The following is an 11,002-nucleotide window of genomic DNA, read 5'->3' as shown; positions in this document are numbered from 1 at the left end:
CGTCGTCGCGCCCACCCCTCCAACTCGGCCCGCTCATCAGCGGTCAGCACAATCTCAGCAGCATGAGGCGTCGGCACAACCCAGCCTAACAACTAGATTGTAATTAATGACTCAGGACACTAGGACGCCGTGCTGCGTTGCCGAGCCTGATCGGCAGCGACGATCGACGCGGCTTTGTGCAGGCACTCCTGCCACTCGGCGTCGATGTCGGAGTCCGCGGTGATCCCGCCGCCGACTCCGAGCACTGCGCCGTCGGCGGCGTCGAACTCCACGGTGCGGATCGCCACATTGAGCTCACAGCCCGCCAGGGGTGACGCCAAACCGACAGTGCCGCAGTAGATTCCGCGACGATTCGGTTCCCATTGGGTGAGCAGTTGCCGGGCGCGGAGTTTGGGGGTGCCCGTCACCGACGCGGGTGGGAACGCCGCATCCAGCAGGGTTGCCATGCTCAGCCGCGGCGGCACCCGCGCCGACACCGTCGACACCAGATGCCACACTCCCGGCGCGGGCCGCACCGCCAGCAGCTCGGGAACGCCGACGGTCCCGGTGATCGCCACCCGGCCCAGGTCGTTGCGCACCAGGTCCACGATCATGATGTTCTCCGCGACGTCCTTGGCCGAGGCGCGCAATGCCGACGGGCGGGCGTTGCAGGGCAGGGTGCCCTTGATCGGGCTGGACGTCACGACCTCGCCGCGGCGGCGCAGGAACAGCTCCGGCGACAGCGACGCCACCGCACCCCAGTCGCCGCCGAGGTAGGCCGCGCGCGCCGGTGCGGTGCGGGCCACCGCGTCGGCGAAGAAGTCCAGGGGGGCGCCGGTGACGGTCCCGGTGAAGCGGGTGCATACGCACGCCTGATACACCTCGCCGGCACGGATGGCCTCCAGGCAGGCCGACACCCCGGCCCGATGCGCCTGCCGATCCGGTGTCTGCCAGAAGATGCGACACCCGCGGGCCGGTGCGGGCGTCCTCAGCGCCTCGGCCAGCCAGCCCGGCATCGGCGCACCCGACAGGCTCTCGAACCACCACTGCCCGTCACCGTCTTGCCGCAGCACACAGTCGGTCCAGCCCCCGGCCGCCTCCGGAATCCGGGGGACGCCGCCGTCGGCGCCGGGATCGGGGTAGGACAGATAGCCGATCCAGCCGCCGCCCACCGCGCCGGGCGGTGCACCCGCGGCCGGCGGAGCTCCGACGTCGAACACCTCGCCGGGTCCGACCGGCTCGACGGCCACGCTGGGCGCGATCACCGCCCGGGCCTCGAACCACTCGCCGGTCAGTGCGGCCGGCGGCGCCAGCCCGCACCTGCCGGCGGCGTCGCCGACCGCGCGCAGCACTTCCGGTGCCGCGCCCAGGTCGCCGAGCCGCTCGATCCGCACCGCTCTAGCTTGTCAGACGCCTCAGCTGCGGGTGATCTCCCGGGCAGCGGCCACCGCCGCCAGCTTGTCCGGGTTGCGCATCGCGTAGAAGTTGGTGATCAGGCCGTCGACGATCTCGAAGGTGAACACGCCCTCCAGACCGTCGTCGCTGTAGAGCAGCACCGCCGGGGCCGAGTTGCAGACGCCCATGTCCACCCGGACACCCGGCATCTGCGCGCCCTGCCGCAGCAGCCCGATGACCGTGCGGGCGACCTTGTCGGCGCCGACGATCGGCCGCCGGGCCGCACTGGCCTTGCCGCCGCTGTCGGCGGTCCACACCACATCCGGTGCCAGCATCGACAGCACGGTCGTGATGTCCCCGCCCGCCGCCGCGGTCATGAACTCCGCGGCGACCCGAGAGCCCTCCTCCGGATCCGCCGGGGCGTAGCGCGGTCGCCGGGCCTGGACGTGGCTGCGGGCCCGGTGCGCGACCTGCCGAGCCGCGGCCGCGGATTTGCCCACCGCGGCCGCGATCTCGTCATAGTCGAAACCGAACACTTCGCGCAGCACGAACACCGCCCGCTCCTCGGGGCGCAGCGTCTCCAGCACCACCAGCATCGCCATCGAGACCGATTCGGCCAGTAGGACATCGGCCGAGGGATCGTGCTCGGTGAGCAGCAGCGGTTCGGGCAGCCACGGACCGACGTACTCCTCGCGGCGCCGGGCACCCGCCCGCAGCGCGTTGAGCGCCTGACGGGTGACCAGGCTGGCCAGGTACGCCTTGACATCGCGGACTTCGGCCAGATCCACCTCGGCCCAGCGCAGGTAGCTGTCCTGCAGGACGTCGTCGGATTCTGTTGCCGAGCCCAGGATCTCGTAGGCGATGGTGAACAGCAGCGGCCGCAGTTCGGTGAACCGTTCGGCGTGTTCGCTTGTCACACCGCAGCCCCCCGTTCCGCTTGGCCCTGTGCGATGCGGGCCGCTCGGGTGCCGCCCTTCATCCAACGATACGAGCCCGGCTTGGCCGCCTCGTCGCGAATCCACTTGACCGTGTACTTGCAGATCGACTCCTTGACCACCGCGCCGAGCCGGCCGCCGACGAACGCCTTGATCGGGGTGTCGTCGCGGCGGGACAGCTGCACGGTCGCCGCATCGCGGCCCACGCTGATGCACTGGGCGGCGAACGCCTGGTCCACCGCGGCCGGTGAGGTGCCGGCGATGCGGGCCAACACGGTGTTGGCGGCTTGAGCGCCCAACGGCAGCGCGGCCTGGCAGCTCATCCGCAACGGCTGGCCCGCGGGCGCCACGGCATCCCCGGCCGCCACGATCCACGGGTTGTCGACGCTGGTCAGGGTCTCGTCGGTGAGCAGCCGGCCCAACGCGTCGGTGGCCAGTCCACTGGTGGTGGCCAGATCCGGCACGCCGAAGCCCGCCGTCCAGACCGTCACCGCGCTGGGCAGCACGGTGCCGTCGCGCAGCACCAGGGCGTCGGCGCGCACTTCGGCGACGACCGCCGCCTCACGCACGTCGACACCCAGCTTGCGCAGGGCCTTGGCCACCGAGCGCCGGCCCGCCGCGTGCAGGGACGGCCCCAGCATCTCGCCGCAGACCAGGGTCACCTGCCGGCCCTGGCCGGCCAGTTCGGAGGCCGCCTCGATTCCGGTCAGCCCACCGCCCACCACCGTCACCGGGGTGTCTAGCGGCAGCTCGCCGAGCCGGGTCAGCAACCGGGACGCGGACTCGAATTCGCTGATGGAGTAGGCGAATTCGGCGGCGCCGGGAACGGCCGGGGTGATAGCGCCGGTGCTGCCCACCGCGTAAATGAGGAAGTCGTAGCGCAGCACGGTGCCTGAGGCCAGCTGGATGCGCCGATCCGCGGCGTCGATCCGGGTGGCGGAGTCGACCAGCAGCCGGACTCCGTCGCCGAGCAGTTCGGGGTAGTCGATGGTGGCCTTGCCGGTGCCGGCCACGTACTGGTGCAGCCGGATCCGCTCGACGAAGGCCGGGCGCGGGTTGACCAGGGTGATGTCGACGTCCGGGTGCTGGCGCAGCCGGTTGGCTGCCAGGGTGCCGGCGTAGCCGCCGCCGATGATGACGACCTGAATGCGGGTCATGAGATGCTCCTGTCTCTTAGGGGTCATGCCCTCAAGACACCGCCGGCCGCCCGGATGTGACAGGTTGTGAGCTGGTTCACCGCACGTACTGTGGGGCCATGGGGTTCGGCGGGCCGGCGCGGATGTTCATCCGGGCGTTCAACGCGGTGACGACATCACTGGTCACCGCGCCGCTGCTCGGTTCCCGGCTGGGACGCCGGCTCACCATGATCAGCTACACCGGGCGACGGTCCGGGCAGACCTTCAGCCTGCCGGTGGGCTACTGGCGCAGCGGTGACCAGATCACCATCGGGGTCGCCCTGCCCGATGCGAAGACCTGGTGGCGCAACTTCTCCGGAGATGGTGCGCCGCTGAAGATCCGGCTGGACGGAGCCGACCGATCCGGGCACGCCGTCGCAGAGCGCGACGAGCAGGGCCGGGTGAAGGTGGTCGTACGGCTGGACCCGCGGTAGGCCAGGCGTGGCGTCAGCTACGCCTGGTAGCGCGGGAACACCCCGGACGGCGCCGGCAGCGTCAGGCCCGGCGCCAGCCGCTGGGATGCGGCGGTGAACATGCGCTGCTCGCTCGGCTGGCCCAACAGGTCCAGCAGCTTGCCCGCCGATTCGGGCATCACCGGCTGAACCAGCAGCGCCGCGATCCGCACCACCTCGAGCGTGGTGTACAAAACGGTGCCGAAGCGGGCCCGATCCGCCGCGGATTCACTCTTGGCCAGCTTCCAGGGTTCGTTGGCGGAGAAATACCGGTTGGCCGCGCCCAGCATGAGCCAGATCGCCTCCAGCCCCAGGTGCATGGCCTGGGCGCCGAACGCCGCACGCACCTTCTCCAGTAGGCCGTCGGCCAGCGCCAGCAGCTCCTCGTCCTCGGCGGCCTGCGCCGTCGGCTCGGGCACCAGCCCGTCGAGGTTCTTGGCCACCATCGACAGGGAACGCTGCGCCAGGTTGCCCAGCTCGTTGGCCAGGTCGGCGTTGACCCGGCTGATCATCGCCTCTTCGGAGATGCTGCCGTCCTGGCCGAAGGGGATCTCCCGCAGCAGGAAATAGCGCACCTGGTCCACACCGAACTTCTCGACGAACTCGACCGGGTCGATGACGTTGCCCACCGACTTGCTCATCTTCTCGCCCCTGTTGAGCAGGAAGCCGTGCGCGAAAACCTTGCGCGGCAGCTCGATTCCGGCCGACATCAGAAACGCCGGCCAGTACACGGCGTGGAACCGGATGATGTCCTTGCCGATCATGTGCAGATCGGCCGGCCAGTACCGGCGGAAGGATTCGGAGTCGGTGTCGGGGTAGCCCACCCCGGTCAGGTAGTTGGTCAGGGCGTCCACCCAGACGTACATCACGTGGTCGGGGTGGCCGGGCACCGGCACGCCCCAGTCGAACGAGGTGCGCGAGATCGACAGGTCGCGCAGACCGCCGGAGACGAAGCTGACCACCTCGTTGCGGCGCACCTCCGGGGCGATGAATCCCGGATTGGCCTCGTAGTGCGCCAGCAGCCGGTCGGTGTAGGCCGACAGCCGGAAGAAGTAGGTCTGTTCCTCGGTCCAGGTCACCGGGGCCCCGGTTTCGGTGGCCACCCGCGAACCGTCCTCGAGGGTCCGGGTCTCGCCCTCGGTGAAGAACCGTTCGTCGCGCACCGAGTACCAGCCGCGGTAGGCGTCGAGGTAGATGTCCCCGGCGTCGACCATGCGCTGCCAGATCGCCTTGGATGCCTCCAGATGATCGGGGTCGGTGGTGCGGATGAACCGGTCGAAGGAGATGTTGAGCTTGCGCTGCAGCCGCTGAAACACGTCGGAGTTGCGTCGTGCCAGCTCCGCGGTCGGAATACCTTCGGCGGCGGCGGTTTCGGCCATCTTCAGCCCGTGCTCGTCGGTGCCGGTCAGATACCGCACGTCGAAACCGTCGAGCCGGTGGAACCGGGCGATCGCGTCGGTGGCGATGTACTCGTAGGCATGGCCGATGTGCGGATCACCGTTGGGGTAGGTGATCGCGGTGGTGATGTAGAAGGGCTGCATCGTGCTCATCGCTCCCCACCCTATGGTGTGCGGGTGAGCTCGAAACGATCAGCCAAAACTCCACCGCCTGCGCCGCAGCCGCTGAGTCCGCTGGTCGACGCGCACACCCACCTGGATGCCTGCGGCGCCGACGACGACACCGCGCTGCGCGCGATCATGGATCGGGCCGCCGCCGTCGGGGTGCAGGCCGTGGTGACCGTCGCCGACGACCTGGATTCGGCACGCTGGGTGACCCGGGCCGCCGCCGCGGACGAGCGGGTCTATGCCGCGGTGGCTCTGCACCCCACCCGCGCCGACAGCCTGACCGACGACGCCCGCGCCGAGATCGAGGCGCTGGTCGCCCACCCGCGGGTGGTGGCGGTCGGCGAAACCGGGCTGGATCTGTACTGGCCCGGCCGCCTGCAGGGCTGCGCCGAGCCGCACACCCAACGCGAGGCCTTCGCCTGGCACATCGACCTGGCCAAACGTAGCGGCAAGCCGCTGATGATCCACAACCGCGACGCTGACGCCGCGGTGCTGGACGTGCTGCGTGCCGAGGGCGCCCCCGAGACGGTGATCTTCCACTGTTTCTCGTCGGGACCCGAGATGGCTCACACCTGTGTGGACGCCGGCTGGATGTTGAGCCTGTCCGGCACGGTCAGCTTCAAAAACGCCCGTGACCTGCGAGAAGCCGTGCCGTTGATCCCGGCCGAGCAACTGCTGGTGGAGACCGACGCGCCGTTTCTGACCCCGCACCCCTACCGCGGCGCGCCCAACGAGCCATACTGCCTGCCATACACTGTCCGGGCGCTGGCGGAGCTGCTGGGGGTGTCGGCAGCCGAACTGGCGCAGGTCACGAGCCGCAACGCCCGGCGGGTGTACGACTTGCCGTGAAACGTCGGGCAGGTCACATTCGGTTGCCCGAACGACCGCCGGTTCGTTACCGTCTCGTTATCAAATCGGGGTGCCGCAAGGGCCCCTTTGCCGTGTCTTCAGCGTTGTGAGGTTTTTGGCTTGAACACTGTGACCAGGCTGCATCAGGCGCCCTCGCCGATGCTGCGGATGCTGGTCGGCGCGCTCTTGCTGGTTCTGACGTTCGCCGGTGGTTTCGCGGTCGCCAGTGCCAAGACCGTGACGCTGGATGTCGACGGCATTCCGGTGACCGTGACCACGATGCGCTCGCGGGTGATCGACGTCGTCGCCGAGAACGGGTTCGACATCGGCGAGCGCGACGACGTCACCCCCGCGCGAGACGCCCGGGTCAACGATGCCGACACGATCGTGGTGCGCCGCAGCCGGCCGCTGCAGCTGTCCCTGGACGGCCGCGAGCCCAAGCAGGTGTGGACCACGGCCCTGTCCGTGGACGAGGCCCTGGCGCAGCTGTCGATGACCGATACCGCCCCGGCAGCGGCCTCTCGCGGCAGCCGGGTGCCGCTGGCCGGCATGGCCCTGCCGGTGCTGAGCGCCAAGAACGTCCGGATCGACGACGGCGGTGTGGTGCGCACGGTGCGTCTGGCCGCGCGGAACGTCGCCGAGTTGCTGGCCGCCGACGGAGTGCCGCTGGAACAAGCCGACAAGGTCAGCCCCCCGGCGTCGACCCCGGTCACCGAGGGCATGGAGATCCAGGTGACCCGGATCCGGGTCAAGCAGGTCACCGAGCGGGTGCCGCTTCCTCCGACCCCGCGGCGTGTCGAAGACCCGACGATGAACATGAGCCGGCAGGTCCTCGAGGATCCCGGGACCCCGGGCACCCAGGACGTGACCTACTCGGTGGCCACGGTCAACGGTGCCGAGACCGGTCGGCTCCCGGTCGCCAACGCCGTGGTGGCCCCGGCCCGCGACGCGGTGCTACGGGTCGGCGCCAAGCCGGGCACCGAGGTGCCGCCGTCGGTCTACGGCGCGGCATGGGATCGCATAGCCCACTGCGAGTCCCACGGAAACTGGGCGATCAACACCGGCAACGGATTCTACGGCGGCGTGCAGTTCGACTACGGCACCTGGATCGCCAACGGCGGGTTGAAGTATGCGCCGCGCGCCGACCTGGCCACCCGCGAGGAGCAGATCGCGATCGCCGAGGTCACCCAGGCACGGCAGGGCTGGGGCGCCTGGCCGGTGTGCAGCGGGAGACGCTGACCATCGGGCTACTCGGGGCCGGCGACATCAGAGCCCTGGCCTCAGAACTGGACCTGCGGCCCCGCAAAGCCCTGGGGCAGAACTTCGTTCATGACGCCAACACCGTGCGCCGGATCGTCGCCGGTGCCGGCATCACCTCCGAGGACCACGTCCTGGAAGTCGGGCCCGGTCTGGGATCGCTGACCCTGGCCCTGCTGGAGCACGGCGCACGCGTCTTCGCCGTCGAGAAGGATCCGGTGCTGGCCGGCCGGCTGCCGGCCACCGTCGCCGAGCACGCGCCCGCCGATGCCGACCGCTTGGTGGTGCTGGGCCGCGATGTATTGACCCTGCGCCGCGACGAGGTGAAGCCCGAGCCGACCGCGGTGGTGGCGAACCTGCCCTACAACGTCGCCGTCCCGGCCCTGCTGCACCTGCTGGCCGAATTCCCCTCCATCCGCACCGTGATGGTCATGGTGCAGTTGGAGGTGGCCGAGCGGCTGGCCGCCGAGCCGGGCGGCAAGGACTACGGGGTGCCCAGCGCCAAGGCCCGCTTCTTCGGCGAGGTGCGTCGTTGCGGCACGGTGTCGCCGAGCGTGTTCTGGCCGGTGCCGCGGGTGAACTCCGGGCTGGTGCGCATCGACCGGTACGACACCGCGCCGTGGCCGGTCGACGACGCGTTTCGCCGGCAGGTCTTCGCGCTGATCGACATCGCGTTCGCCCAGCGCCGCAAGACCTCCCGTAACGCCTTCGCCGACTGGGCGGGATCGGGCGAACAGTCCGCCGCGCGGCTCAAGGCGGCCGGCATCGACCCGGCGCGACGCGGTGAGACGTTGTCGATCGACGATTTCGTGCGCCTGCTTCAGGTCGGCGGTTCCGCCAGCACCCGAGACAGCTGTTCGACGAACTCGGTGCAGGAGCCGTAGCGGCGCGCGGGCAGCTTCGCCATGGCGCGTTCCACCACCACGTCGAGGGCCCGGCTGGCCGGACCGAATGCGTTCGAGATGGGCGGCGGCAGCCGTCGCAGGTGTGCGTCGACCAGTTCGGCCGCGCTCGGCGCCGGGAACGGTGGCGCCCCGGTGAGCAACTCGACCGCGGTGCAGGCCAGGGCGTATTCGTCGGTGGCGGCCGAGGGGGCCTTTCCGCACAGGATCTCCGGCGCGGTGTAGGGCAGCGACACCTCGGGATTGCCGGAATCTCGGGGCCTGCGCAGTCGTGCCCAGACGTCCTCGACCACGGCGTGGGCCGAGCCGAAATCGGTCAGTACCGCCCCGGTGCGGGGGAAGTCCGCGGGGATCAGGATGTTGGCGGGTTTGACGTCGCAGTGCACGATGCCGCGGTGGTGGGCGTAGTCGAGGGCGTCGGCGATCTGGGTCAGCGCGGCCAATCGATCCGGCACCGTTTGCAGGCCGGTCGACTTGCCGCCGTCGACGAACTGCATCGCCAGCCAGAACGGTCCGTGCCGGTAGACCGTGACCACGTTGGGGTGGTCGAGGGCGCGCGCGAACTCGAACTCGCGGTTCAGCCGGGCCTGCTCGGCGGGGGTGCGGTGCGATTCGTCGAGGACCTTCAGGGCCACCGGCACGGCGGGGTCGACGTGCGGGTCGCAGGGGTGGGCCAGGTACACGGTGGCGTGGCCCCCGCGCCCGACGTCCCGGTCGATCAGGTAGCCGCCGATGTCGCCGCCGGCCTCACCCATGCTCCCCAGGGTATGGCCACGGCACCGGCTTCGGCGGCGTAGCGCGTCGATGCGCAGAAACTGAGAAACAGATGTTTGAATATCGAGAAATGAATGACATTTCGCTGGCATAGCGTGATAATCATCCGACCGCAATCTTGGGAGGTCCGCATGACAACGCCGTCCCGTCCCGCTCTGCGCACGTTCGGCGCCGTGCCACTGGCCGTCGCCGGCATCCTCGCACTGGGGGCAGCACCCGCCGTGACGCCTGCGGTGGCAGCGAGCGCGAAAACCGTGGTGGCGCAGGCGACGTTGCTGGACACCGAGTCGTGGATCATGGGCGGCAGCGGGCTGCCGGTGCCGCCGCCGCAGTACCTGACCGCCCTCACCGATCGGTTCCTGGATCCCGCGACGCCCAAGTTCGCCGGCCAACCGCTGTTCCCGGTGGACGTCACCAACCCGCTGTTCACTCCGGAGGGCCTCTACCCGCTGACCGGGGTGAAGTCACTGCCGCTGGACACCTCGCTGGATCAGGGCGTCTCGATCCTGCATCAGAAGATCATGGACGAGACCGCCGCCGGCAATAACCTTGTCGTGCTTGGGTATTCGCAGAGCGCGGTGATCAACGCGCTGGAGATCAAGCAGCTGCTGAGCCTGCCCGAGGACCAGCGCCCCGACGCCGACCAGCTGTCCTTCGTGATGCTGGGCAGCCCCAGCACTCCCGACGGGGGACTGTTGTCCCGCTTCGACCTGACGAGCATCAATCCGAACCTGCCGGAGCTGACCCTGCCCAGCCTGGGTGTCACGTTCAGCGGCGGGACTCCCGCCGACACCCCGTGGGAGACCGCGTTCTACATCCAGGAGTACGACGGCTTCGCCGACTTCCCCAAGTACCCGTTGAACCTGCTGGCGGATATCAACGCCTTCATGGGCATCATGTTCGTGCACGGCACGTACCCGACGCTGACCGACGCCCAGCTGGCCTCGGCCATCGAGCTGCCGGTCAGCGACGGCTACACCGGCAACACCCAGTACTTCATGATCCCCACCGAGGACCTGCCGATGCTGGCGCCGTTGCGGGGCAGCGGATTCGGCAACGCGATCGCCGACCTGCTGCAGCCGAGCCTGCGGGTGCTGGTCAACCTCGGCTACGGCGACATCGATCACGGCTGGTCTCAGGGGCCGGCCGATGTGTCCACCCCGTTCGGGGTGTTCCCCGACGTCAACCCCGCCGACGTGTTCACCGCCCTGGTCAACGGGGCCCAGCAGGGCTGGACCGACTTCGTCAACGACCTGCAGAACCTGTCGTCGAGCAGCGCGGCGGACCTGTTGGGTTTCGGCGCGGGCAGCGCGGACTTCGTCATGCCCAGCCTGACCGACATCGTCAACGCGTTCACCAGTGCCAGCGCGACCCTGTACGCCACGCTGCTGCCGACCGCCGACATCCTCAACTCCTTGATCACCACCTTGCCGGCCTACAGTGCGACGCTGTTCGCCCAAGAGCTGGCCTCCGGTGATCTGCTTAACGCGATCGGTCTGCCGCTGGCGGCTACCACCGGGCTGGTCACCATGGCGGCCGGGTTCGAGTTGGAGGTCATGCTCAACGCGTTCAGTTCGATCCAGGCGGACTTCGCCGACCTGTTCGGATAGCCGCCGGCGCGGATGTACCCGCTAGTCTCATCTCAGTGTCAGGGTGAGGTGCCGCCTGGTGCGGTGGTTGGATCCTGATCACCTGGTGTCTGGCTCGTAGTCTCGGTGC

General features: G+C 69.6%; 10 protein-coding genes. 5 read left to right on the top strand and 5 right to left on the bottom strand.

The features are described from left to right. Positions 1-119: 119 nt before the first annotated feature. The 3 genes from BST28_RS22360 to BST28_RS22350 are packed head-to-tail and all read right to left on the bottom strand — an operon-like array spanning position 120 to position 3,466. Complete coding sequence (locus tag BST28_RS22360) at positions 120-1,373, bottom strand: aminodeoxychorismate synthase component I (RefSeq protein ID WP_083083160.1); 1,254 nt, start codon at positions 1,371-1,373, stop codon at positions 120-122. A gap of 21 nt (positions 1,374-1,394) precedes the next feature. Continuing rightward, positions 1,395-2,291 (bottom strand): RNA polymerase sigma-70 factor, encoded by an 897-nt coding sequence (locus BST28_RS22355; protein ID WP_083083158.1) that lies wholly within the window; start codon positions 2,289-2,291, stop codon positions 1,395-1,397. Beyond that, positions 2,288-3,466, bottom strand: a complete 1,179-nt coding sequence (locus BST28_RS22350; protein ID WP_019736369.1) for an NAD(P)/FAD-dependent oxidoreductase — start codon at positions 3,464-3,466, stop codon at positions 2,288-2,290. Before BST28_RS22350 ends, BST28_RS22355 begins: the two co-directional genes overlap by 4 nt. 98 nt (positions 3,467-3,564) lie before the next feature. Between BST28_RS22350 and BST28_RS22345 the strand changes: the two genes are divergently transcribed. Further along, positions 3,565-3,918, top strand: a complete 354-nt coding sequence (locus BST28_RS22345; RefSeq protein WP_083083156.1) for a hypothetical protein — start codon at positions 3,565-3,567, stop codon at positions 3,916-3,918. Between the two features lie 17 nt (positions 3,919-3,935). Here the strand turns inward: BST28_RS22345 and metG are convergent, their stop codons facing one another. After that, on the bottom strand, positions 3,936-5,477 hold the full coding sequence (metG, locus tag BST28_RS22340) for a methionine--tRNA ligase (protein ID WP_083083164.1): 1,542 nt from the start codon (positions 5,475-5,477) through the stop codon (positions 3,936-3,938). Positions 5,478-5,504: 27 nt separating this feature from the next. Here metG and BST28_RS22335 point away from each other — a divergent pair, with 27 nt between their 5' ends. The 3 genes from BST28_RS22335 (at position 5,505) to rsmA (ending at position 8,491) form a co-directional block, all read left to right on the top strand. Then, positions 5,505-6,350 (top strand): TatD family hydrolase, encoded by an 846-nt coding sequence (locus BST28_RS22335; protein ID WP_019736366.1) that lies wholly within the window; start codon positions 5,505-5,507, stop codon positions 6,348-6,350. 159 nt (positions 6,351-6,509) lie between these two features. Beyond that, a complete protein-coding gene (locus BST28_RS22330; protein ID WP_420093458.1) occupies positions 6,510-7,589 on the top strand; it encodes a resuscitation-promoting factor in 1,080 nt (359 codons plus the stop codon). Further along, positions 7,562-8,491, top strand: a complete 930-nt coding sequence (gene rsmA, locus BST28_RS22325; protein ID WP_083083162.1) for a 16S rRNA (adenine(1518)-N(6)/adenine(1519)-N(6))-dimethyltransferase RsmA — start codon at positions 7,562-7,564, stop codon at positions 8,489-8,491. Before BST28_RS22330 ends, rsmA begins: the two co-directional genes overlap by 28 nt. On the opposite strand, the gene BST28_RS22320 is transcribed toward rsmA, so the two are convergent. Continuing rightward, a complete protein-coding gene (locus BST28_RS22320; protein ID WP_083083152.1) occupies positions 8,428-9,264 on the bottom strand; it encodes a serine/threonine-protein kinase in 837 nt (278 codons plus the stop codon). The genes rsmA and BST28_RS22320 overlap by 64 nt on opposite strands. Before the next feature lie 150 nt (positions 9,265-9,414). Here BST28_RS22320 and BST28_RS22315 point away from each other — a divergent pair, with 150 nt between their 5' ends. Continuing rightward, positions 9,415-10,893 (top strand): PE-PPE domain-containing protein, encoded by a 1,479-nt coding sequence (locus BST28_RS22315; protein WP_234808384.1) that lies wholly within the window; start codon positions 9,415-9,417, stop codon positions 10,891-10,893. Positions 10,894-11,002: the final 109 nt, after the last annotated feature.

The sequence above is a fragment of the Mycolicibacter kumamotonensis genome (genome assembly GCF_002086285.1).
GTDB classification, from domain to species: Bacteria; Actinomycetota; Actinomycetes; order Mycobacteriales; family Mycobacteriaceae; genus Mycobacterium; species Mycobacterium kumamotonense.
The sequence above is the reverse complement of the archived record's forward strand: the minus strand, read 5'-3'. Positions and strand labels throughout refer to the sequence as shown.

What these genes read in the sequence shown, in the direction of transcription:
- BST28_RS22350 (WP_019736369.1), bottom strand. Translation starts at nt 3,466, where the DNA reads ATGACCCGCATTCAGGTCGTCATCATCGGCGGCGGCTACGCCGGCACC.
- BST28_RS22345 (WP_083083156.1), top strand. Translation starts at nt 3,565, where the DNA reads ATGGGGTTCGGCGGGCCGGCGCGGATGTTCATCCGGGCGTTCAACGCG.
- metG (WP_083083164.1), bottom strand. Translation starts at nt 5,477, where the DNA reads ATGCAGCCCTTCTACATCACCACCGCGATCACCTACCCCAACGGTGAT.
- BST28_RS22330 (WP_420093458.1), top strand. Translation starts at nt 6,510, where the DNA reads ATGCTGCGGATGCTGGTCGGCGCGCTCTTGCTGGTTCTGACGTTCGCC.
- BST28_RS22320 (WP_083083152.1), bottom strand. Translation starts at nt 9,264, where the DNA reads ATGGGTGAGGCCGGCGGCGACATCGGCGGCTACCTGATCGACCGGGAC.
- BST28_RS22315 (WP_234808384.1), top strand. Translation starts at nt 9,415, where the DNA reads ATGACAACGCCGTCCCGTCCCGCTCTGCGCACGTTCGGCGCCGTGCCA.